General features: G+C 48.0%; 18 protein-coding genes. 1 reads left to right on the top strand and 17 read right to left on the bottom strand.

Features of this window, described 5'->3' with window-relative positions; translation table 11 throughout:
- Nucleotides 1–83: 83 nt before the first annotated feature.
- The 11 genes from pflB to A3842_RS08350 form a co-directional block, all read right to left on the bottom strand.
- Entirely contained in the window at nucleotides 84–2,345 is a 2,262-nt protein-coding gene (pflB, locus tag A3842_RS08400) for a formate C-acetyltransferase (protein WP_074085319.1), read from the bottom strand.
- A gap of 263 nt (nucleotides 2,346–2,608) precedes the next feature.
- Nucleotides 2,609–5,230: a bifunctional acetaldehyde-CoA/alcohol dehydrogenase gene (adhE, locus tag A3842_RS08395; protein WP_074085320.1), complete on the bottom strand. Its 2,622-nt coding sequence runs from the start codon at nucleotides 5,228–5,230 to the stop codon at nucleotides 2,609–2,611.
- Between the two features lie 345 nt (nucleotides 5,231–5,575).
- The gene (locus A3842_RS08390) at nucleotides 5,576–7,042 is read right to left on the bottom strand and encodes an ABC transporter substrate-binding protein (protein WP_074101068.1); all 1,467 of its coding nucleotides are present in this window, start codon (nucleotides 7,040–7,042) and stop codon (nucleotides 5,576–5,578) included.
- A 131-nt stretch (nucleotides 7,043–7,173) separates the two neighbouring features.
- Complete coding sequence (locus tag A3842_RS08385) at nucleotides 7,174–8,046, bottom strand: carbohydrate ABC transporter permease (RefSeq protein ID WP_074085322.1); 873 nt, start codon at nucleotides 8,044–8,046, stop codon at nucleotides 7,174–7,176.
- Between the two features lies 1 nt (nucleotide 8,047).
- Nucleotides 8,048–8,971 (bottom strand): carbohydrate ABC transporter permease, encoded by a 924-nt coding sequence (locus tag A3842_RS08380; RefSeq protein WP_074101067.1) that lies wholly within the window; start codon nucleotides 8,969–8,971, stop codon nucleotides 8,048–8,050.
- 114 nt (nucleotides 8,972–9,085) lie between these two features.
- On the bottom strand, nucleotides 9,086–10,414 hold the full coding sequence (locus tag A3842_RS08375; protein WP_074101066.1) for a response regulator: 1,329 nt from the start codon (nucleotides 10,412–10,414) through the stop codon (nucleotides 9,086–9,088).
- Nucleotides 10,415–10,429: 15 nt separating this feature from the next.
- Nucleotides 10,430–12,223, bottom strand: a complete 1,794-nt coding sequence (locus tag A3842_RS08370) for a cache domain-containing sensor histidine kinase (RefSeq protein ID WP_074101065.1) — start codon at nucleotides 12,221–12,223, stop codon at nucleotides 10,430–10,432.
- Nucleotides 12,224–12,387: 164 nt separating this feature from the next.
- The gene (locus A3842_RS08365; protein WP_074101064.1) at nucleotides 12,388–12,573 is read right to left on the bottom strand and encodes a hypothetical protein; all 186 of its coding nucleotides are present in this window, start codon (nucleotides 12,571–12,573) and stop codon (nucleotides 12,388–12,390) included.
- Between the two features lie 148 nt (nucleotides 12,574–12,721).
- A complete protein-coding gene (locus A3842_RS08360) occupies nucleotides 12,722–13,246 on the bottom strand; it encodes an accessory gene regulator ArgB-like protein (protein WP_074101063.1) in 525 nt (174 codons plus the stop codon).
- A gap of 241 nt (nucleotides 13,247–13,487) precedes the next feature.
- Nucleotides 13,488–14,285: an alpha/beta hydrolase gene (locus tag A3842_RS08355; protein WP_074101107.1), complete on the bottom strand. Its 798-nt coding sequence runs from the start codon at nucleotides 14,283–14,285 to the stop codon at nucleotides 13,488–13,490.
- A gap of 181 nt (nucleotides 14,286–14,466) precedes the next feature.
- Nucleotides 14,467–16,770, bottom strand: a complete 2,304-nt coding sequence (locus tag A3842_RS08350; protein WP_074101062.1) for a glycoside hydrolase family 65 protein — start codon at nucleotides 16,768–16,770, stop codon at nucleotides 14,467–14,469.
- Nucleotides 16,771–17,219: 449 nt separating this feature from the next.
- On the opposite strand from A3842_RS08350, the gene A3842_RS08345 reads away from it, so the two are divergent.
- Entirely contained in the window at nucleotides 17,220–17,939 is a 720-nt protein-coding gene (locus A3842_RS08345) for a Crp/Fnr family transcriptional regulator (protein WP_371915990.1), read from the top strand.
- Nucleotides 17,940–18,046: 107 nt separating this feature from the next.
- Here A3842_RS08345 and A3842_RS08340 read toward each other — a convergent pair whose 3' ends face one another.
- From A3842_RS08340 to ric, 6 genes are all read right to left on the bottom strand, one after another.
- The gene (locus A3842_RS08340) at nucleotides 18,047–18,538 is read right to left on the bottom strand and encodes an NUDIX hydrolase (RefSeq protein ID WP_074085328.1); all 492 of its coding nucleotides are present in this window, start codon (nucleotides 18,536–18,538) and stop codon (nucleotides 18,047–18,049) included.
- A gap of 677 nt (nucleotides 18,539–19,215) precedes the next feature.
- Nucleotides 19,216–20,034, bottom strand: a complete 819-nt coding sequence (locus A3842_RS08330) for a formate/nitrite transporter family protein (RefSeq protein WP_074085330.1) — start codon at nucleotides 20,032–20,034, stop codon at nucleotides 19,216–19,218.
- A 49-nt stretch (nucleotides 20,035–20,083) separates the two neighbouring features.
- Nucleotides 20,084–20,404 (bottom strand): nitrite reductase small subunit NirD, encoded by a 321-nt coding sequence (gene nirD, locus A3842_RS08325; RefSeq protein WP_074101060.1) that lies wholly within the window; start codon nucleotides 20,402–20,404, stop codon nucleotides 20,084–20,086.
- Nucleotides 20,405–20,434: 30 nt separating this feature from the next.
- Nucleotides 20,435–22,867, bottom strand: coding sequence for a nitrite reductase large subunit NirB (gene nirB, locus A3842_RS08320; RefSeq protein WP_074101059.1), 2,433 nt, complete (start codon nucleotides 22,865–22,867; stop codon nucleotides 20,435–20,437).
- Between the two features lie 210 nt (nucleotides 22,868–23,077).
- Nucleotides 23,078–23,833: a hypothetical protein gene (locus A3842_RS08315; protein WP_143186208.1), complete on the bottom strand. Its 756-nt coding sequence runs from the start codon at nucleotides 23,831–23,833 to the stop codon at nucleotides 23,078–23,080.
- A 117-nt stretch (nucleotides 23,834–23,950) separates the two neighbouring features.
- The gene (gene ric, locus A3842_RS08310) at nucleotides 23,951–24,682 is read right to left on the bottom strand and encodes an iron-sulfur cluster repair di-iron protein (RefSeq protein WP_143186207.1); all 732 of its coding nucleotides are present in this window, start codon (nucleotides 24,680–24,682) and stop codon (nucleotides 23,951–23,953) included.
- Nucleotides 24,683–24,901: the final 219 nt, after the last annotated feature.

Here is a 24,901-nt window from a genome sequence, read left to right as displayed (position 1 = left end):
AGATAGTACCGCCCTTGAGACAAGGGCGGTACACCTTGCAACTATTTCACTGTATACCTAAAACTCAAGCAAATGATTGTATATTACATTGCACCATGGAATGTGCGGTTGATAACATCCATTTGTTGTTCGCGAGTCAACTTGATGAAGTTAACAGCATAGCCGGATACGCGGATAGTCAATTGTGGGTAGTTCTCTGGGTGCTCCATAGCATCCAGCAATTGTTCGCGGGCAAATACGTTAACATTCAGGTGATGACCCTTGCTTGCGAAATATCCATCAAGCATCGATACCAGATTGGATTTACGTCCTTCTTCTTCTTTACCCAGTGCTTTTGGCACGATGGAGAAGGTGTTGGAGATACCATCCAAGCTATCTTCGTACGGCAGTTTAGCTACGGAGCTCAGGGAAGCCAAAGCGCCTTTCTTATCACGTCCGTGCATTGGGTTGGCACCTGGAGCGAATGGTTCGCCTTTTTTACGTCCATCAGGAGTAGTACCAGTTTTCTTACCATACACAACGTTGGAAGTAATCGTCAGGATCGATTGAGTTGGCAGAGCATCACGGTAAGCGTGGTGTTTGCGGATCATCGTCATGAATGATTCAACCAGTTCTACAGCAATGTTATCAACGGAATCGTCGTTGTTACCGTAGCAAGGGAATTCACCTTCGATTTCAAAGTCGATGGCAATACCTTCTTCATTGCGGATAGGTTTAACTTTAGCATATTTAATGGCGCTCAGGGAGTCAGTCGCAACGGACAGACCAGCAATACCACAAGCCATAGTCCGCAGGATATCGCGGTCATGCAGAGCCATTTCAATACGTTCATAAGAATATTTATCATGCATGTAATGGATGACATTCAGTGTGTTCATGTAAGTCTTAGCCAACCACTCCATCATTGGTTTGAAGCGTTTCATTACTTCTTGATAATCCAATACATCGGAAGTGATGCGAGGCAGTTCAGGTCCTACCTGTACGCCGGACTTTTCATCCACACCACCGTTGATAGCATACAGCAAAGCTTTTGCCAGGTTGGCACGAGCTCCGAAGAACTGCATTTGCTTACCGATACGCATTGCGGATACGCAGCAAGCAATACCGTAGTCATCACCGTAGATTGGACGCATCAAATCGTCATTTTCATATTGAATCGAGCTGGTTTCGATGGAAACCTTAGCACAGAATTTTTTGAAGCCTTCTGGCAATTTTTCAGACCACAGTACAGTCAGGTTCGGCTCTGGAGCTGGTCCCAGATTGTAAAGGGTGTGCAGGAAACGGAAGCTATTCTTGGTTACACGTGTAGTTCCGTCTACAGACATACCGCCAATGGATTCAGTAACCCAAGTTGGGTCTCCACTGAACAGTTCATTGTAATCAGGAGTACGCAAGAACTTAACGATACGCAGTTTCATGATGAAATGATCTGTCAGTTCCTGTGCTTGTTCTTCGGTCAGTGTTCCTTCTGCAAGGTCACGTTCTACATAGATATCAAGGAAAGAGGATACGCGTCCCAGGGACATAGCAGCACCGTTCTGTTCTTTGATAGCAGCCAGGTAACCGAAGTACACCCATTGGAAAGCTTCTTTAGCATTATTTGCAGGTTTGGAGATATCCATTCCATGCATTTCAGCCATTTTCTTCAATTCGCCAAGTGCACGAATCTGCTCGGAAATTTCTTCACGGAGACGAATAACATTTTCGGTCATGGAATCAACTTCAAGGTTGTTAAGGTCTTGTTTCTTTTCTTTAATCAGGAAATCAATGCCGTAAAGAGCTACACGACGGTAGTCACCGATAATACGGCCACGGCCGTAAGCATCAGGAAGACCAGTGATAATACCTGCTTTACGAACAGCTCTCATTTCAGAGGTATATGCATCAAATACGCCTTGGTTATGCGTTTTGCGGATGTTCGTGAACATTTCAACAATGTTTTGCGGAAGTTCGAAGCCGTAAGCCTTGGTAGCATCGATCATCATCTTGATTCCGCCGAAAGGTTGAATGGAACGTTTGAAAGGTGCATCTGTTTGAACGCCGACAATTTGTTCTTTGTCTTTGTCAATATAACCAGGGTTGTGAGATACGATAGTGGATACAGTATTAACATCCACATCCAGCACACCGCCATTAGCAATTTCCTGCTTGGTCATTTCAGATACAATTTTCCAAAGTTCAGTAGTATTGTAAGTAGGGCCTGCAAGGAAATCTTCCTTGCCAAGATAAGGCTTGATGTTCTTTTCAATAAAATCATTAACGTTTACTTTTCTGGACCATTTGCCTTTTGCAAAACCGCGCCATCCAGACTTAACCTCTTGTACATCTTTTTCAATCACCGACATGCTAAATCCCTCCATTTATATTTAGTATATTTGTAGAGATCGCGGGCTTGAAGGTTAATCCCGTGTCTCGTGATCCCAAAAAAGATCTAGTTGTTATAAAATTCACAATTGCTTCTTCATAAACGGGACCGTTGTCTATATAAACATTTTAGTTTATTTTCTGAAAAAGGACTGTGACAAATATCACTCTTTCGGTGATATTTGTCACTTCCATCCAGTCCCATATTAGCCTATAAACTCATTTTTTGCTAAACAACCGTTAATTAGTTATCGAATCTGCCATAGAAAGCATTCCGATATACATCAGCAAGTTCAGAAACCAGTGGCAGCTTAGGATTGGCAGTTGTGCATTGGTCTTCAAATGCACGGTCAGCCAAGTAGTCTACACGGGATTCGAAATCCTTAGGATCGAAGCCAAGCGCTTGGAACGACTCTTCAATACCGAGTTTTTTGTTCATGTCGCGGATCGCGTTGATCAGGCTTGTTACACCTTCTTCAGTAGTGCGTGCTGGCAATCCCAGAATACGTGCGATTTCGGCATAACGTTCGTCAGCTACAAAGTGCGAATATTTAGGGAACGAAGCGAACTTTGTAGGTTTTTTAGCGTTGTAGCGGATAACGTGTGGCATCAAAATTGCATTGGTACGGCCGTGAGCGGTGTGATACTGTCCGCCCCATTTGTGGGCCAAGCTGTGGTTGATACCCAGGAATGCGTTGGCAAATGCCATACCAGCCAGCGTAGATGCGTTGTGCATTTTTTCGCGGGCAAGCTTGTCGCCTTGCAATGCCGATTTTTCAAGGTATTGGAATACCAATTGGATAGCTTTGATAGCCAAACCGTCCGAGTAGTCACTTGCCATTACGGAAACGTAAGCTTCGATGGCATGAGTCAATACGTCCATACCTGTATCAGCTACAGCTGTTTTTGGCAAGCTGTATACAAACTCAGGATCAATGATAGCTACGTCTGGAGTCAGCTCATAATCAGCCAATGGGTATTTAGTGTTGTTGGCAGTTGTTTTGTCAGTAATAACCGCGAAAGAAGTTACTTCCGAACCAGTACCCGAAGTAGTTGGAATCGCTACGAATTTCGCTTTGTTTCCAAGCTTAGGGAATTTGTATACGCGTTTGCGGATATCCATGAATTTCTGTTTCAGGCCGTTAAAGTCAGCGTCTGGGTGTTCGTAGAACAACCACATGCCTTTGGCAGCATCCATAGGGGAACCGCCACCGAGTGCGATGATGCAGTCTGGTTGGAATCTGTTCATCATTGCAGTACCTTTTTCTACAGTAGTAGTCGATGGATCTGGTTCAACTTCAGAGAACACTTCGATCGCTACTGGAGTCTGGCGTTGACGCAGGTAGTGCTCAACTCTTTCTACATAGCCCAGTTTAACCATCATTGGGTCAGTGATGATAGCTACCCGTGTGATGTCAGGCATTTTAGCCAGGTATTGAGTGGATCCCTTTTCGAAGTAAATTTTGTCAGGTACTTTAAACCATTGCATATTCACGGTACGACGGTTCACCCTTTTCACGTTGATCAGATTGATGGCAGTTACGTTCTGCGATACAGAGTTGCGGCCGTAAGATCCGCAGCCCAGAGTCAGTGAAGGGATATTCGTATTGTAGATATCGCCGATTGCGCCATGTGTGGAAGGCGAATTGACAAGAATACGTCCTGTTTTCAGACGGTGCGAGAACTTCATGATCACTTCTTCGTTGTTGGAGTGGATGGCCGAGCTGTGGCCCATACCGCCAAATTCAACAATCTGTGCTGCGCGTTCGATACCCTGGTCTGCATTTTTAACTTTGTAGCAAGCAAGAACCGGGCTCAATTTTTCAGCGGACAGCGGATATTTGGTGCCTACGCCTTCAAGCTCAGCTACCAGAATCTTCGTGCCTGCAGGAACTTGAATTCCGCACATTTCAGCAATTTTCACTGCGGATTGACCTACAATTGCAGGGTTTACTGCGCATTTTTCTACGTTCATTGCGCCGCTTGTCAGCTTGGCAGCTTCTTCTTTATTTACAAAGTAGCAACCGTTAGCGATCATTTTCTTCTTCACTTGGTCAAAGATTGCTTCTTCAATGATAACTGCTTGTTCGGAAGCGCAGATCATACCATTGTCGAATGTTTTGGAAAGGATAAGGTCGGTTACTGCCTGATCGATATCAGCACTCTTTTCAATGAAGGCAGGCACGTTACCAGGACCTACGCCAAGAGCCGGTTTACCGCAGCTGTAAGCTGCTTTTACCATTGCTGAACCGCCTGTTGCCAGGATCAGTGCAACGTCCGGATTGTTCATCAGTGCGTTTGTTTTGTCCATCGTAGGAAGCTCAATCCACTGAATGCAGTTCTCAGGAGCACCAGCTTTTACAGCTGCGTCATGGAGAATTTTGGCTGCTGCGGCGCTACACTCTTGCGCAGATGGATGGAAACCGAATATAATAGGGTTACGTGTCTTAGCGGCGATCAATGCTTTAAACATCGTAGTGGATGTTGGGTTGGTTACCGGTGTGATCCCCATAACGATCCCGACTGGTTCAGCAATCTTCTGGAAACTTTCGTATTGATTGTCTTCTACTACACCTACTGTTTTGTCATACTTAATGCCGTGCCAGATATATTCTGTTGCGAAGATGTTCTTCGTGATTTTGTCTTCATATACGCCGCGGCCTGTTTCTTCTACAGCCAGCTTTGCCAAGTACATATGCTTGTCGAGTCCTGCCAACGCCATTGCATGAACGATTGTGTTAACCTGCTCTTGATCCAGCTCCATGTAAGCTTCTTGAGCTTTCTTTGCTTTATCCACCAAAGTCTGAATATACTCTTCAGCGGTGGTTTGTTTCACTTGGGCGGCGACTTCGTTCTTAACTGCCATCTCCCTCGTCCTCCTGTCAATTTTTAGGTTGTTTTTCTCTACACACTTATCTTATCACATTCTGCCACGGGTTGTATAGTGAAATCTTTCACAAAGTATAAAGTTTTTTTTGATTTGTTTTCAAAGCGCTTTCATTCGATCATATTCCGGAATATATCCCATTTTATGTTTAAATACCGCTTAATTTTTGTCGTTTATGAGAACGTGAATTTTTTCACTTGACATGCTTCACTATAAAAAACTTTTCTGATACTTTGCCTCTATTAGAATAACAAAAAAGACCAGGAAGTCTCCCGGCCTTTTAGTGACAGTACTATTTACATATATCCCCTTATCCCCCCTGCGCTACTCTACCTTAATCGTATCAAAGAATTTCTCCTGTACGGTCTTGGCTGCAGCGTCAAGCTGGGTTTTGGAATCTGTGCCTTTTTTGGAGAAGAGCTCCTGGATCACATTGGACATGGTTGCATAATAGTCCTGCGTATTATATTGCGCTTCAGGCTTTCCATCCAGCAATACCATAATATCCGGGTTATATTGATAGACAATATCGTACTTGTCATAGACTGCTTTGGTTTTTTTGCCAAATTCAGAATCAGCGGCATAGTAGTCCAGAAGCGGCGGGATAAAGTATTTGCCGTCAGCTTTGCGTTGTTGCAGAATGGCATCCAGTGCCTCAAGACCTTTGTCAGAGAAGTAATCGAAAGTAATGTAGCGGAAAGCCATCTCCTGCTCATCTTTGGTAGCGTTCGGGTTGATGACCAGATAGTCGCCGCCGAGCACGCCCGTATGCTTGCCGCCCTTTTCCGCAGCAGGCATTGGATAAGTAAGCACATCCTCCGGTTTCAACCCTCCCTGGTTCAGGGCTTGCTCAATCACACCGTCCGAACCGGCCATAACCATCGCTGTGCGTCCCTGCTGAAATGCGCCAACAGCGTCACCCCAGCCCAGTGCCCAGTCCTGAGGAATAGCGTTTGCTTCCCATCTCAGCTTCTTATAGAAGTCCAGCGCCTTCACACCTGCATCAGAGTTAAAGGTAGCCACAACCTTGCCACCGTCAATCTTCTGGATTTCTCCGCCGGCTTCGAACAGGAAGTTGGTCCAGTTCCAGCCTGCTTCATTGCCTTTGCCCATTGGAGCAATACCAGAGATGCCTTTTTTAGGGTCAGCCACTCCTTTGGCGGTATTCAGCATGTCATCCCAGGTCCAGTCCATGGCCGGAACAGCCACGCCCTTGCCGTCGAGCATCTTCTTATTGATCATCGTAGTGGTGACATAGCCTTTCTGGGTGATGCCGTAGACCTTGCCGTCAATAATGAACTGGTTCTGCAGCACGGGATTGATCTGATCTTTGTACTCGTATTTATTCCAGAGATCGGTTATGTCTGCAACCCAGCCCTTTTCAACCAGAAATTTGGCTTCTGTTGCATACGTATTGAAGAAGGTCGGAGCTTCGTTCGCTGCCATTTTCACCCCGATTTCGCTTACATTGTACTGCCAGTCGTCCTTGACGATCTCTACATTCGGATATTCCGCCTGGAACCTCTTGATCTTGTCATCCTCCTGGGCCCGTACCTCTGTCAAGTCCGGTGTAGGATAGTGGATCTTAATGGTTACTTTTCGCTGGGTAATATCATCTGCCGGTGCGTTGGTAGCTGCGCTGCTGTTGTCTGCGGCTTTGTCTGTTGCCGCTGGTGATGCTTCTCCACCATTGGTTCCCTTGGTGCTATTGTTGTTATTATTGCCTCCACAGGCGGATAACAACGATCCTGTCACAAGCAGACAGGCCAGGACGCTGGAAAATTTACGCATTGAAACTCCCCTTTTCCACTCATAGTTAGCTTACAGATTTATCTTAAGAGAGAATTCGTTACCAAACGAGGTGTATTTATATTCCTTTCAGGTGCAGGTATACGATCTAAGCAGCTAGGCCCCGTTCTCTCCTACCCCTTGACTGCCGACAAAGACACACCGCGCATAATGAATTTCTGGAACACCAGGAACACGAGAATCGGCGGTAGAGAGACCAGAAAAAGAATTGCGAACTTGATATTGGTATTGAGCGCCTTAACGGCGATAACATATTTATAAATCGCTGTGGCGAGTGTGTATTTATCTTCAGAGTGCATGACAAGGGATGGCCAGAACCAGTCATTCCAGGCGGTAGAGAAGATGAAGATCGCCAGTGTGGCAAATATGGGAATGGACAGCGGGACCGCAATCGAAAAAAAGCTGCGGGGCTCCGAGGCCCCGTCTATCCGCGCAGCTTCAAAAATCTCCGGATGAATTCCGTCAAAAAAGTTCTTCAGGAGCAGAAAGTAGAACGTGTTAGCCCCCGCTGGCAACCAGAACGCCGCATATTGGTTCAGCAGTCCAAGCTCCTTGAGATTCACAAAGTTCGGAATCATGTAGCTGGTCGCCGGGATAAACAAAGTCATCAGGAAGAAGAAGTAGAAGACCTTGCGGTACGGTACGTTCATCCGTGAAATGCTGAAGGACGCCAGGCCCAGCACAATCAGCGTCACGACCATATTCCCCACGAAAATATACAATGTGTTCCTGAGGAACATCAGCAGATCAATATAATTCAACGCATCCTTCAAATTGCTGAAATGCCACTCCTGCGGAAAAAAATGCGGCGGGAATGAATTGACCTCAGCGTTGGATTTTAGCCCATTGAACATCGTCATCAGGATCGGATAGAGCATGGTGAAGACCATGACCAGGATGAAGAAGACCATAATTCCGTAGACGAATTTATTGCTTGTTTTTTTCAAATCATGTTCGGAGAGGATGCCTCTGTCCGCGCTCTTCATGCTAGTTGTCCTCCTTGTTCAGCCTGAACTGCAGAATGCCCAAACCGCCCAGGACCACAAACATCAGCATGCCGAGCGCCGTCGCCGTTCCATAATCGAGCCGGGTAAAAGCATACTTCACAATCAGCAGCGCATAGGTCAGTGTCGTATTGTTCGGCCCTCCATCAAGCAAAGCAAGCTGAGACTGGTATCCTTGCGAGGTGGCAATAATCTGCAGGATCAGCATTAGGATAATGAGGTTACGCAAAGACGGCAATGTAATATGACGGATACGTGCCCACACGCCAGCACCGTCAATTTCAGCAGCTTCATACCAGTCACGAGGAATACTAAGCACAGCGGCCAGATAGATCAGCATCCCCGACCCGAACTGCTGCCAGGTTTCCATAAAGACAAGTGAGATCATGGACCACCTGCTGTCCGTCAGAAACGGGATTTGATCCGCTCCTATCGTGCCCAGTAAAGCGTTAATCGGTCCGACCGGATCATACAGCCATCTCCACAGGCCATACAGTACTACAGCCGGCAATACAAATGGCAGATAAGCAGCCACGCGCACCATGCCGCCGAACTTCCGCAGCTCGGAAATAGCGACCGCAAAGGCAATCGGTACCCAAAAACCGATCACGAGACAGAGCACCATGTAATAGAGGGTGTTCTTCAAGGCAATCAGCACATCCGGGTCCGTAAGCGCTCTGGAATAATTGTCGAAGCCAACAAAGGTATTGCCCTTCACGAAGTCCACGGAATAGAAGCTGTACATAAAGCCTTTAAATATGGGAACCCACATGAACAAAATAAAAATAACGATGGCAGGCACAAGAAACATATATCCCCAAAAATTTTTTTTCCACCGGTTCTGTTTGTACGGTTTACGCTCAGGCTTCACCGGTATCGTCTCGCGGATTGCAGCAGTGTGGTTCATCTGGCTCCCTCATTCCTTTCGTCTGTCAGCACTTCATCAAGTACTGTCTACATTAATTGTAAAAAAGGAGCCGGAGACTGAACATGTCTATATCTACCGCAATCGTAAGCGTTCTTACTTCTTCAGTTCGCTGGGACTGATACCATAATATTTTTTGAAAATCTTGCTGAAATGCTCCGGCGATTCATACCCGACCCGCTCCGCGATCTCGTAACGGCGCAAATCCGTACTCAGAATCATCTCCCGGCTCTCCTCCATCCGCAGCTTGATCACGTATTCCCATAGGTTATGGCCTGTGTTTTTTTTGAAAAGATAGCTTAGGTAGTTGGGGCTTACGTGGTTTTTTTTGGCCACCTCATGGATCGTTAAGCCTTTCTGGGCATAATTCTCGTCGATATACGCCTTGGCCTTCTGCACAATCAGGTTACTGTGCGTATAGATGTCCTCGGGTGACGGGTCGGCGGCATAGCTGCTCCAGTTGAAATCTCCATAATAAAATACAAAATGATCCGAGTGTTCCTTGTTCCACTGAATAGCCTTTGCGGCCTGACGGTTCAGCACATCCATAAATGACAGCCCTTTGAGGATCTGGCTGATGCCGATCACGGCGTTCAGGTACAGATACTTGTGGATATTCAAATGCAGACTGCGCCCAAGCACATCCAGCCGGTTGATCTGGCCTGTTGCCGACTCCTCATAATTTTTCTCATCCCACTGGATAACGACGGTGATCTCTTCCTCAGGAGAATAAAAGGCTACGGTGCTCCATTCCTGATCAAGCAGCTCCTTGGCAATATTAAGTGCGGCATAACGCAGTAGCTCCCGGTCGCGGGAGGTGTACTGCTGCATTTTATTCTCCTCTGGCAGTGGCAGCTTAATCTTGATTACGGAGAAAAAAGGACCCCGCAGCTTCAGTTCATCCAGCTTCCGCAGCGTCTCCTCATCGTCTAGCACTGAGCTTGGCTCTTGAATCAGCGTATTCAGCAGCTTGCTGTATTCAGGCAGCGGCTCCTCCAAACGAAAACTCTTCCCGATTCCGGCCATGAAGATCGCAAGCTCCGGCGAAGGCTTATCCATTTTGAGTAGCACACTCCGAACGGAATCCAGAAAATGCTCGCTGTTCAGCGGCTTGATCAAATAATCCTTCGCCCCCAGGCGGACAGCCATCTGAGCATATTGAAACGTCTCATGCGCAGAAATGATGATCGTCTGCACCCACGGTTTGGCCAGCTTCGCATGCTGCATCAGCTCAATCCCGCTCATTGCTCCCATCTGGATATCGGTCACCAGCAGATCCACCTCCTCCATGCGGATACAGTCCAGCGCTTCAAAACCGCTGTTCGCGGTATAAATACGATCGATCTCCAGCCCCGAGGAGGCCAGCAGACTGCTGAGCCCTTTGCAAATCAACGGTTCATCGTCTACAACCAAAATATTGAACATATAGGAGGCCACCTTTCATTCTTGATTCTCCGATTTCGGAAGTTTAACCGTTACGACGGTCCCTCCACACTTGCGAGGCGCATAGCTGATCCCATAATGCGGGCCAAAATGCAGATGCACACGCTGATTGATGTTACGGATGCCGTATCCGCTGACCGGATGGGGGCTCTCATCATTCAGCACTTGCTCAATGGCCTTGTAATCCACCTGTTTGTAGCCATTATCTTCTATAGTAATTAGAATGGTATCCTCTTGTAGAATCGAGGTGATGATGATCTCTCCGTCCTCATCCATATTTTTGACTCCGTGGATGATCGCATTTTCGATGAGGGGCTGAAGGGTGATTTTGGGAATGAGATTGACCTTGGTCTCCGGGGCAATGTTCCAGATGACGGTGAACACATAATCATACCGGTGCTGCTGCAGCTTGATGTAGGCGCTGGCATGCTCCCGCTCCTCCTCCAGCGTAATCAGTTCCCGGCCCCGGCTTAAGCTGATCTTCATCAGCTTGGACAGCTCCTTGATCATTTCCGCGGATTCCACATTGCCTTCCAGCGAGCTTTTCCAATAGATGCTCTCCAGAGTGTTATACAGCAAATGCGGATTGATCTGCTGATAAAGCAGCTGCAGCTGTGATTCCTTCTGCTTCAGCTCCATCTGGTATTTGTACATAATAAGACTGTTCAGCCTGCGGGCCATATCATAGGTGGAAGCAATGAGCACACTGACTTCATCATTCGTCCCTCTTTGCGGCGTCTCCGGCACACGGTTGCCCGGCTCGTATTTGCGCACAAAAAAAGCCAGCTTCTGAAGAGGAGTCATTAGAGAGCGCCAGAAATAAGTGATGATAATCAATCCGAAGAGCGCGTAGGCAACCGTTATGTATTGAATCACCCGCTTCATTTCCTTCTGCTGCTGGAGCAGCGCTTGTACCGGGACCTTGTAGATCAGCTTCTGGGCGAAGGCATGATTGTTGTTCACCACATAGATAAAGTCATCCGTGATCATATCCTCGGTTCCTTCGGGATCACCGGGATCAGCCCCCTCCGGCAGGCCGATAACTTCCCCTGTGGCATTGGTGGTAGAAGCCAGCACACGGTTGTTCATATCGGTTAAATAGATTTCACCTTCGGGCAATGAAATGGATTTCAGGGACTCGCCGATTTTGGATTCCATCTTAGTGACAACCAGCACGCCGACGGTACCCGCCCCCCTGTAAATGTTATTGACCGCACGGACGTAAGTCAGCGTCTTCAGATTCTCTGCCTGCGGACTCAGCTTCTCCGTGAACATTAAATAGCCCTGACCCTTCTGCTGAACCACCTGGTCAAACCAGTATGGCTTCTCTCCCTTGGAGAAAAAATAGACCCCCGCCTTCTTCACCTGTGGAAAATTAGGGGCGAAAAAATAATAATTATCGGGGTCATACACGTACAGCGAGTAATAAATTCCATCGCCGCGTTCAGCTCCCTGCGAATAGCTGCCGAGCAGCTTTTCTATCGTTTCATAGCGCTCCACCCGGTCCAGTACAGGTTCGTCGCCGCTTACATGCAGCTGCTGCAGAATCGGATTCTGGATGATCGTGGTGGTGATTTTGTTCACTGTATCTATATCTCTGTTAATAATCGCAAAATTCTGTTTGTTCAGCTCCACATAAGCATTCGTCACATGACGCTTCAGGATTTCCTCAGCCTTGTAATTACCGTAGCTGTTAAGGATCAGGATGGGCGAGATCATAATTAGAAACAGCAGGATCAGCTGCTGCTTGACGTTAAGCCTAACGATTGGCTTGATAAAAGCAGACAACATCTGGATACACCTCCAGTTTCAATAATATATCAAACAGATAAGCGCTTACACAGGTTTATTTCAAAGGAAATGATGTTCATTTATATGCAATTTTCCCGGTTTGCAGGGGGAAGCAGTGGTGATAGGGGCGACGCTGCGCGGAGCGTTTGGGCTTACGATCGCTGTTATCCCTCGATTCCCTGATTGAAACTACACCACTGGTTGTAGAAATCCGGGGATAAAGGCGACCACTGGCGTTTCTCCAGCTCCAAACCTCCACTCCGCGTCTTCATCGCCACAGTTCCCAAACCCAGAAAACCGAAAAATTTGTAGGGTTTAGCGCGGCAGGGAAACAAAAAAGGAACTGTCATCAGACAGTCCCCTTGCATGATCATCTGGCAACGATGATGTTTGGATCTATTCGGGTCAGTTCTTGTTCAACAAGTCTGTAACGATGATAGGCAATCGTGCAGTTATCCGTTACCGAAACCGTTGACGGATCTACATTTGCAGCCAGATTTATGATCTCACTACTTTTCCCAGCACCAGTGTAATGCTCTGGGCCAAAAAGCTTAATGCCAGGGCCGGAGACAAAAATAGAAAGTTGGAGGCGACAAGCAGCATCGCAGCCAGTTTCATGTAAGGATAATATTTGGAGGGAATTGTTGACTGCTGACTAATACCGACCGGAGCTATAAAAAAGATGATAAGGACAGCTGCCATTGTTGCCGTAATGATCCACATCTGTCCCACCGCAATCAGGGAAATGCCTGTAAAAAGAATGGTGGATACTACTACGCATTGCAGATTGGATTTCAGATGCAAGCCTCCGGTCAACTGGCGAAGAAGTGCGAACGAGATCAGAATAGTGGCTATCTCTCCAGTCCGTCCGGTATGCAGAGATATACCCAGTGTCGCGGCGACAATAAAAAACAGATTGAGCATCATGGAAATGGCAAATGTAAAAACTTCAACAGATGATGGATGATCCGGTACAGAGCGTTTTAGCGATCCAGCTATTCTTGCAGCAAGCATTTCAATCATTCATTTTCTCCTTTCTAATGGAGTAGTACAATCTCATTATTGATACATGAGGATAGAACACAGCAGCAAAAAAGGCAAAATAAACCCTGTCAAATCCGTCCGTCATTTGCAAACTATCTTTTCCCATTATATTGAATCTTCTTCCAGCGGTATAGTTGATTTCTGTTAATTAATAGGGAGATGTAGAAACAGAAGAAGCCTCCCATAGAACCGAACGGCTCATGAAAGGCTTCTTATCCTGCTACTTGCAATATCCATTCAAGGCAAGCCAAGAGGCGCATGCCTCTGTCCAACCTCGGGTATGAGACTCATCGTCAGCCAGGCCAAGTCCATGCTCGCCATGTGCGTATACATGAAGATCAAACGGAATATGATGGCGGCTTAACGCAGCGGCGAATTGCAGGCTGTTCTCCACCGGCACTGCCCCATCATCCGAGGTATGCCACAGAAAGGCAGGCGGTGTTGCTGCCGTTACCTGAAGCTCACTGCTGAGCCGTTCAGCCAGCTCCGGATCCGGATTACTTCCCAGCTGATTTTCTTTTGAGCCCTGGTGGGTCACACCTTCTGCCATGGATATTACCGGATAACAGAGGATTAGCAGATCCGGGCGGCTGGACTGGCGGTCCAGAGGCTCTGAAGCAGCTTCATCCCCGGCATCGAATAGAACACCGGCAGCAGAAGCTAAGTGTCCGCCTGCCGAAAATCCCAGGATACCTAATCTGCCGGGATCAATTCCAAACTCATCTGCACGGTAACGGATCGTGCGGAGCGCACGCTGAGCATCATGCAGTGCATGGGGATAACCATAAGGCGCTACCCGGTAACGCAGCACAAAGGCTGATATTCCCAGGGTGTTCAGCCATTCTGCAACCGGTCCGCCTTCATGATCCGCCCGCATGGCGTAGGCGCCGCCCGGACAGACGATCACAGCGGCATTCTCTTTACCCTCCACCAGATAAGGTGTAATTCCCGGACAATCCTCATCACTTGTTCCCAGTGCTCCGGGTGCCCCCTCCGGCCATAACAATAATGTTTCCATCTTCATCCCTCAAGCTTTCTTTCAATAGGATAGATTCATTCAGGAAATCGCTTTCTTTCCCTTCAACAAGTCTATCAAGGTCTTACAGTTCATGCAATCCTGTCACGATGAAATCAGCAGATTCAGCAAATTCGGGATGATCCGGGCCTTACCGAAGCTCAATAGGAAGCCGTCCAGTTCATCATGTCATCATTCCCCCGCCTAGCGGAAGCTTCGTTCCTGTAGCATCTACTATGATTTGCTGTCCATAAACCATGATGTTTGCTCTTCCACCGCGTAGCGCTGTGAAGCATACATGATTTCTGTCCACTTCAATTCTCAGCAGCACACCCGCATACTTTACCCGGAAGTGATAAGAGGTCCAGCGCTTCGGTAAGGTTGGCCGGAAAGAAAGACATTCCCCGTCCGACCGCATGCCACCAAAACCATACACAATATTCATCCAGGCTGCGGCAATGGAAGTGGTGTGCAGACCTTCCCGTGTATTCCGGTTATAGTTGTCCAGATCCAGCCGGGTTGCGAACTCAAAGAAATGATAGGCTTCCTCATATTTGCCGATCTCGCTGGCCAGAATGGAGTGTATCGAAGGTGATAGCGAGGATTCATGGATGCATCTCGGCTCATAATATTCGTAATTGGCCAGCTTGGCTTCCCGGGAGAACTCCCCATTATATAAGAACATAAACATCAGCACGTCTGGCTGCTTAATCATGTCATAGCGGTACAACCGGTCATAGGACCAGTTCGAATACAGCGGAAAATCGGTTACCGGAATCGAATGAATATCGATGTACGGCATATCAAAATACCCGTCATGCTCCTCATACACTCCCGTGACTTGGTCATGAGGTATCCTCATATGTCCGGCCTTGTTTCCCCAATCGGCTAATTCCTCCGGTATGAGTCCCGTTTTCTTCAATAGTGCAGTATAGGCGTCCGGCACCAGTGTCTCCATTTCGGCAATCGTCTCCAGCGTAAACTCGAATAATTTCTTCGCCATGAGATTAATGTAGCAGTTATTATTTACCATCAGCTGGAATTCATCAGGCCCCATCACGCCAAAATAGCCATATTCCCCACTGCGCTGCCCCCACTGTCCGCGCGTAGCATAGAAACGGCTGATCTGAATCAGCATTTCAGCGCCTTTACTGTACAAAAATGCTCTGTCACCTGTATTCTTCACATAATGCCAAATACCGTAGGAAACAGCCGTACCAACATGAAGCTGGAGGTTGGAATGCTGCCACAGGTCGCAGCTTTCCGTCCCATTGATCGTGGCAATCGGATAAAAGGCCCCTTCACAATCGACCTCCCGCGCGCGGTCCATTGCTTCCGGAAGTGTTTTGTAGCGGAATTCCAGCAGGCTTTTGGCCGCCTTAGGGTTGTTGAATATATAGAATGGTAGGCAGTACGACTCCGTATCCCAGAAAGCCAGCCCCCGGTAGGCTTCGCCTGTCAGCCCTTTGGCTCCGATATTATAACCGGGATGATCGCCATGATACGTCTGATACAGCTGAAAAATACAGAAGCGGATCCCCTGCTGGTTCTCCGGATCACCTTCAATCAGGATGTCACTGGTCTCCCATATTTCAGTCCAGTAAGCGGATTGAGCAGCAAATATCTCTGCTTCATTTAGTTCCGAGGCACCCGCTGCCAGCCTGAGCCCTTCGCGCCAGAGTTCGTCTTCCTTACGGGAAGCATCAATATCTATACAATGGACAGCAAGCTTCGTATAAGAAGCCATTCCCCCTTGTGTTAATTGCAGCTTAAACGCCTGCCCGATATAGCGGTCACGTTCTACCTTTTCAGTGTGCAGTTCTTGGGAAGAGTGCAGGACAAAGCCGGAAAACAGCTTATTGCCCGTGTTCAAGGTACTGGCCATAATTGCACTCACATTACCTTCTACTCCGCTGCGCAGACTTCTCCACATACTCTGACCGCGTTCCTCATGGATGATGCCAAAATCAAGCCCGGTACAAATCTCCACATCACCCGAGAAATTCAGCGGCTCAAACCTAACCTGCTGGAGGCCCAGATGAGCATGCGTCATACTAACCAATCTGATAAACGTAAGCCGTAATCTCTTGCCGCTATCCAGCAGCCAGATCAACTCCCGGCGATAAGTACCTGTGCGAAAATCCAGCCTGCGGCTGTAGTCCGTAATTTTGCTGCGGGCCAGATCCAGCTGTTCACCATCTACCATAAGGCGCGTATGCAGCCAGTCCACCGCATTTACCATATAGCGCAACGAACGGATCATTCCCTTGTAATGATTACCAATCTCCTGCTGCTCATGCAGGCCGCTGAAATAACTGCCCAGCAGGGAATCCCCGCTATAGCCCTCCTCGGCGTAACCGCGTACCCCCATATACTCGTTCCCTACCGAAAAAATCGACTCCGAGGTCCGGTTCCGCTGCGGGTCGAAGCCTTCCTCGATGACGGCCCATGGGTCGACCTTCAGATATTTGTCTGCTACCTTTGCCATTGTTTGAATTCTCCTTCTCCGGGTTGTGTCCACCAGTTCCGTGAAGAAACCGCCAGACCCTCACATCCAGCGTAGCTCTGAGGGGAAGAAAGGCCAATGTCAGCCGATAACAGAGTTATGTGCATTATTACGGAGTTGAAAAAAACCTGCAGATTGCGTTATGATCAGAAAAGCTGAAAAAATCAACCTTGCAAAAAAAGAAAAATAGCAGCTTCTCCCATTATCTGTGCATAATAGGGGACCGCTGCTATAATATAGTGCTTATTTAAGACTTCAATTCCTTGTTCAGGTTAAAATCATATTAAATCTCACACCTTTGAAGTGAAAATTATCACAATGTTAAAAATTCGACACTTTTTCACGAAAATTTCCACCCATAAAGAGGGATTTCAATGTATAATTAATTTAAAATTTACTGAAAAACTGAGGGAATAAAGGGGATGTCGATTATGATAAAGGAACATTATAATGTTATCGAAGCCCACGGCAATACAAACTGTTTCTCCGAACAGAACTTTAACCGGCTTCTGGTTACAATGAAAGAGCGTATGGTACCTGAGGGCTCTCATTTGTTCTGGGAAGGCGACTTCTCGGATAAATTGTTTTATATCAAACGTGGACGTGTGAAACTAACCAAATCAACTGACGAAGGCAAAGAACTTATTCTGTATATGTATCAGGCCGGCGACATGGTAGGTCAGGCTGATCCCTTCTTCAGCACCAAGCACAGCTTCACTGCCGAAGTGATTGAAGAAAGTGAAGTTGGCGTTATCGAGCAGAAGGATCTGGAGATTCTGATCTGCCAGCATTGTGATTTTGCCATCGACTTTATGAAATGGATGGGTATCCACCACCGTCTCACACAGACGAAATTCCGTGATCTGATGATGTACGGCAAGCCTGGTGCTCTCTGCTCCACGCTGATTCGACTGGGCAATACTTACGGTGAGAAGACCGGGGACAGCATTCTGATCAACAAAAAAATTACGCATACGGATCTCTCCAACATGATAGGCGCAACCCGTGAGAGCGTCAACCGGATGCTGAGCGATCTGCGTAAAAAAGATGCAGTGGAATATGAGAATGGCATGATCGTCATCAAGGATCTTACGATGCTTCAAGACATCTGCCACTGTGAATTGTGTCCTAACGAAATTTGCCGCATTTAATTTCCTAATACTAATACCCTCTATTCACCTCAATGAAACATATATGACCCGGAAATGCTGCATCAATTAATAGAGTGGTCAAAGGCGCCTTGTCCGGCGTCTTTTTTTCATGTTGAAGGCAGACTTTTCACCTCCCAGTCATCAAAAAATCCAACCTCCGTTGGCAAACAGCCTTCTCTCACCCATGCAGCCGCCGCTACCGTCACTGGCGAAGCCGAATTCAGTGTAATTGCCGGCAACTCCACCCACTCCGTTCCCAGCGAATCCTGTTCAGCAAACTCCTTAATCCCTGAAGCTACTGCATCACTGGCAATTCCTACGGTATAGAGAGCGGCTATATGGTGCATGTGGGTATAGGTATCCTCCTGATAGCGGACAAACCAATCCAACGTCCCCAGATTGTGTTCCACCGTCACTGTAAGCCCAGTCTCCTCCATAAACTCCCTTACCAATCCTCCCAGCAGGGACTCATTCTCCTCCAGTCTGCCCCCAGGCAAATCAAACCTTCCGGTATAAGGGCCTCTTCCTTTACGTATGACCAGCAGTTTCCCGTCATTCACACAAATTCCGTATACCCCAAAATGATTAAAGCTCTTCATCACGGATTCACTCCCAGGTTCTTTTCAATTTCACAGCTTAACATAAGACTGCACCCGGCATCAGTGATCTATCTACTTCTTGCGTATCACGATATACGTATTGTTTCTTTAAGGTATCAACATTCCCTGAGCAAAAAAAAGCGTCATACCCAAGCTTCTTAAAGAACAAGAGAATGCCCTTAGGCGTAATTATTCCATCATATAACTTTCTAGGGTAATCTTTATAGAGCTTGTTGCCATCCGACTCCATCCCAGAATGTCTCATGATGTATGCGCTTGATAATGCAGCGCATTCATAATTATGCTGAATGTCCATCCTATTCGAGGATTGGATAACATACGAATTCGGAATTTCATTGGTCGAAATGAAGTCCTTACTCGGGAGAACAAAATAATATAAAACTAAACCAGCCAGGCATATACCTATTGCTATTAGCGAAATAAGAATAAACCCCATTGTATTCCTCCTATAAATTTCTATATTTGATTTATTCGTAAAGTTAAGCGTATATTCCTTCAAGGATTAGCGTATTCTGCCCATTTGCAACAAGGCAACCGTACAAAGGTGGTTTGGCACCTCCTTTGGTTGGACTTTCACCATATAAATAATGCGTGCCTCTGGGCACGCATTATGCAAAAAAGCCCTGCAGTCAATTGACCACAGGGCTCTGCAAGGACTAGCTGACTTGCTTTTTCGTCTTATTGATAACACCAGTCCGTGCTGCCCGCACCGGGGAGATCATCCAGTACGCCATGCCAACAAACACGCCACCGCCGATAATATTGCCTAAGGTGACCGGAATCATGTTGTGCAGCCATCCGGCTATAGTAACCGTCTCAGGATGGTTTGGCAGCAGCACCGCTACGCTTAGCAGCGTCATATTCGCTACACTGTGCTCATAGCCGCTCGCGATGAAGGCGAACAGACACCACCAGATCAGCACCAGCTTGGCAGTCTCGCTTTTGGCGCGGGAGGACATCCACAGTGCCAGGCAGACCAGCCAGTTACAGAGAATACCGCGGAAGAACAGCTCAGAGAACGGCAGGCTCATTTTTTTGGCGGCTGCGGTAAAAATCAGATGTTCTGCCGGAGCCGCTGTAAACAATCCTGTGCCCCGGATCAGCAATGCCAGAACCACTGCACCGGCAACATTTCCGATAAATACGAGGACCCAATTCTTCGCTGTATCCCATACGCTGGTTCTTCCCGCAAGTGTACTTACGGTAAAAAACATATTGTTCCCGGTGAACAGCTCCGAGCCGGCGAAGACTACCAGCGTCAGGGCAATCCCGAAGGACATCCCCATAATCAGCGGCTGAAAAGGAGATTTAACCGCCGCCAGTGGCGCCCCGAGTGAAAAGATCAGAATAATACCAATACCTACATAGGCTCCGGCCAGCAGTGCGGCAAGAAAGTATTTCGGCAGACTTTCATTCATCTTGTCACGTTTGGCCACTGCTGTCTCCACGATGTTCTCTACACTTTGCGTAAACACACGTCCACCCCGCCATTCTCCTTTAAAATTGTTTATTCATCCAGACTTTCTACAGGCTGACCTTTACCATACCGCCGTCCAGTATAACCGGATAGACCTTTACCTTCCCGTGGTCCGGGGACTGAACTTCGCCGCTGCGCAGATCGATTTTCCAGTCGTACAGCGGATCGTACAGATAGTAGCCGGAGACGATCCCCTCAGCCAGCGGACCGCCTTTGGGATGCGGACTGCGATTCTCCAGGGCATAGACGGCCCCATCCGAGGTACGGAAAATGGCTAGTTCAGTCTCACCGGTGGTGACAACCCGGCCAATCTGCAGCAGGAATTCTTCCACCGTGCCTACAGCATATTCTTGTGTAGTGGTTTGCATTGAGCTCTCTCCTCTCATAGTCGGTATAGGTTAGACTTTTGCCTGCTCAAACAGTGCGGTACGTGTCTCTTGGTCATCCAGCATTTTTTTCCATGGATCAGAAACCTGTGCCAGGGCAAAATCAATCCGTGCAGCAAGCTCCTTGCGTTGCTCATCGTTCTCCAGAATCACCTGCTGAATCTGCTCAAGTCCCATGCGTTCCACCCACTCGGAGGTCCGTTCCAGGTAGTTCCCTGTTTCACGGTAATACTGCATAACTGCGGAGCAGACCTCAATCAGTTCTTCATCGGTTTTCACCTTGCAGAAGGCATCCGCGATCCGCGGCTTGATCCCGCCGTTACCGCCAATGAAAATCTCCCAGCCGCCGTCATTGCCGACGATGCCAATATCTTTTGTGCAGGATTCCGCACAGTTGCGCGGGCAGCCGTTGACTGCCATTTTGAACTTGGCCGGAAAATCAAGCCGCTCGTATTTGCGTTCAAGCAGCGCTCCCATACCCATGGAGTCCTGTGTGCCAAAACGGCAGAACTGCGAACCTACACAGGTCTTCACAGTGCGCAGTGATTTCGCGTAGGCATAGCCGGATGGCATATCCAGCTCCTCCCACACCTTAGGCACATCTTCTTTCCGGATACCGATCAGGTCCAGACGCTGCCCGCCGGTCACCTTTACAACCTTAACATCATATTTCAAGGAGACGTCGGCGATCCGTTTCAAATCCTCCGGTGTCGTGACTCCGCCATACATACGAGGTACAACCGTAAAAGTACCATCCTTCTGAATATTCGCACTCATCCGTTCGTTGACGAAGCGCGACTCCTTCTCATCCTCATGAGTGTCCGGATAGATCATACCGAGATAATAGTTCACCGCCGGACGACATTTGGAGCAGCCCTCAGCTTGTTTCCAGTCCAGGACATTCATGACCTCTTTGGTCGTTTTCAGACCTTTGGAGGTAATTTCCGCTACGATCTCATCTCTGCTTAGAGTGGTGCAGTTGCAGATCCCCTGCTTGGCGCTTTGCTGGAAGCTGTCCCCAAGGACAAATTGCAGGATCTGCTCCACGACCGGCTTACAGCCCCCGCAAGAACGGGTAGCCCCGGTGCAGGCTTTGATCTCATCTACGGTGGTGAAGCCATTCTCCGTAACGGCATCAACAATGGCTTTCTTGGTCACACCGTTGCAGCCGCAGACAATTTCTTCATCGGCCATCGTTTCCACCGATAAGCTTTTTTTCGCTCCGCCTCCGCCACAGCAGCCCGTGCCCATAACTTCGCTATAAATCTCCTCGGTCATTTCCGCACCCTGCTTCACCAGCTTCTGCAGACTGGCCGATTCCGTGACATCGCCGAAGAGGACTGCCCCGACAATAATATTATTATTAAGCAGAATCTTCTTGTAGGTCCGCTTCCATTCATCTTTGGCTGAGATGACGGTGTGCTCTGAGGTTTCTGTGAACTCACCGGCAGAGAAGACATCTACTCCAGAGATTTTTAGCTTGGTGGCTACAACCGAACCTTCATAAGGCTGAGTCGGCACGTTGCACAAATGTTTGGCAAGCACCATTCCTTGCTCGAACAATGGTGCAACCAGACCATAGCAAGTTCCTCTGTGTTCTGTACATTCACCTACGGAATATACATCTGGCATCGAGGTTTGCAGATAGTCATCGACAACAATCCCGCGGTTTACCGCAATGCCGCTTTCTCTGGCGAGCTGTATATTCGGCTTAATTCCCACAGCCATCACTACAAAATCCGCCGCCAGCTCCGATCCGTCACTGAAACGAAGTCCGTTCACACGTTCATCCCCGGTCAGCTCAACGGTCTGCTTGCCCATGGCAAACTTCACGCCCTGGCGGGCCAGTTCTGCCTGAAGCATGGAGGAAGCTGTATGATCCAGCTGGCGCTCCATCAGATCTTCCAGCAGATGCACAACCGTAACGTCCATGCCGAGATTCACAAGTCCTTTGGCCGCTTCCAGTCCCAGGAGTCCGCCCCCGATAACTGCTGCCGTGCGGTACTGCTTGGCTGCTGCAAGCATGGCATCACAATCTGCGATATCACGGAAGCCAACTACCCCCTCCTTGTCGCTTCCCGGTACTGGCAGAATGAACGATTTCGAGCCTGTAGCAATGATCGCTTTGTCATAGGCAACCGACAGCCCATTATCTGTGATGATCTGCCGAGATGCTTCATCAATACGGATAACTGTGGTTCCTGTATGCAAAGTAATATGATGATCCGCATACCACTGGCGGTCATTGAGGATAATGTCTTCGATTGTTTTGCTGCCTTCCAGAACGTAGGACAGCATAATGCGATTGTAATTGGGATGCGGCTCACTTCCGAACACAGTAATATCATAAGCGCCGCCAAGCTTCAAAATCTGCTCAATTGTGCCTACTCCTGCCATTCCGTTACCTATGAGTACTAGCTTTTCTCTCTCCACTGTCACTGTCATGACCCTCCTTCATGCGTCTGAACTTCAACACAACATGATCTGATAGTGAAATTATACTGTTAAAATTTAAAGCGGATTTGTGATTGCAGTCACACCAATTGTGAAGCATTTCACATAATTTTAATCACGCTTCCTTAACTCTTTTGGGACACAAAAAAACGCCATATTCCTTGACGTAAGCCTAAGGAATGTGGCGAAATAGTACTTCATTTAGAGCAACACAAGCACAACCTCCAGAGTATCCTGTGGTCTAAGCTTCATATCGATCCCGGTGTCCAGCAGTTGCTTGCCATTGACCTTCAGCATCCATGCCTCATTACTGAGCGGCTTGTAATCCATTATACTGATTATCGTCTTATTATCCTCGGAGAGTTGCACCATTCCGCTGGTCTTCAATACACCCCGTACGGACAGGTCCTCGGTATACGGCAGTACGTAAGAATGCGTCATTTGCGGCTGCTCACTACCCCCGTTAACAGTGAAAATGACCGGCTGCAGTTCTGCCCCGCTTGCTGCTGGTACGGCTTCAGCCACGATAGTGTCCCCGCGGTCAACGCGGCTGTTCCAATCCGTATTTTTTTTGCCATTCAATTGAATCTCCCAACTCCACTCGGGACTCAAAGATACTTTGTTGACTGCCAGGATCTTGTACCCGTCATCCGCAAACGTGGCTACGCCACTGTTCTTGAGCAACTCGATGAGCGTCACCCCATCTGTATAGGCTTCACTTAGCTGCCTGCCCGCGCTTCCAGCGAGCTCGCTGTCACCGACCCGAACCGAAAAGCCCGGTCCGGCATTTCCAGCCGCGGCATCGTTCCCATCTGTTGGAGTGCCAAGCACCGATGAGCAGCCGCTTAAGGTTGCAATTATCATTATTCCCAGTAAAATACGCCACACCCACTTCGCGGACATTCCCGGCACCGCCTTCTCCCGCCTGACTCCAGCCTTCCGCTGCTGTTCAGACATGTCTTGATTATGTACATTGTCTTTTTTAAGAATAACGTAAACGGGTGCCGTTCTCAAATACTCCTTGTCCCAGCATAAAAAAAGTCCCCGAAGGGACTTGTGAAAACCGCTAATCTTCTATTGGTAACGCAGGAAAAGGATGTTGTTCTCCAGATGGACATGCTCAAAGGTCATGCCTTCCAGTTCTTCAAGACGGGCATAGGTCAGACGGTAAGTGGTGCAAGCATGCTCAGGCGGGGTGAAATCCCCTGTAACTCTCCGCAGCTCGCGTAAAATATCTCCTGCCCCGTCATGCTCCTCCTCCAGCGTACTTAGCAGTCCGCGCAGCTCAGCCAACCCTTCAGCGGTTGGATTTTTATCATAAGCCAGCATTTTGGGGAATTCACTTTCTTCTTCCTTGGCCGTGTGCTCCAGCAATTCCTCACGCAGCGTATGGAACAAGCGGTACACTTCAGCCAAGTGCGGAGAATCCTCACCATGGACGCGGAAGACCTTCGTTACATTCTGGGCGATGAGCGGCAGCTCTTCGCGCAAATAGTTGTGATGCTTGTTGATAATGTAATCAACCAGCTCTTCTGACGACGCTTCGTTCCAGGCCGTATCTTCTTCCAGCACCGGATGGTCGGCATACAGCTTGTTCAGATCCTGAAGTACTGCCTCTGTATCAAGCCCTTTTTCGGCTACCGCCTCTGCCAAAGGCTTCGCGCCTCCGCAGCAAAAGTCAATCCGCTGTGCCTTGAAGTAATCTGCTGCTTTGGGGAATTGAAGGACGATATCTCTTACCATTGCTTCACCGGTGAATTGAGCGGATGTATCCGTCATTGTATTGTTCAATTGTTTGGCCGTCATGCTGGGCCCTCCCTTGGGTTGTTGTTGGTCTAGGTTTCTTTTACCTCTATACCTTAACGCCAGTAACATTTATCGTACCGAAGGGAACTGTATCTCCACAAATTAAAACGACTGTTGTCACCAATGATCCATCAACCTTGGTTGCACCGATAGCCGGAGCCAGCAAAGTGGGGAAAGTCACTTATTCCTACCAGGTGGAAGGTATCACCCAGGTTCAGG

This window comes from Paenibacillus sp. P3E, from assembly GCF_001909045.1.
Classification (GTDB): Bacteria; Bacillota; Bacilli; order Paenibacillales; family Paenibacillaceae; genus Paenibacillus_AQ; species Paenibacillus_AQ helianthi.
Note: the sequence above shows the minus strand (reverse complement) of the source record. Positions and strands in the feature narration are given on the sequence as shown.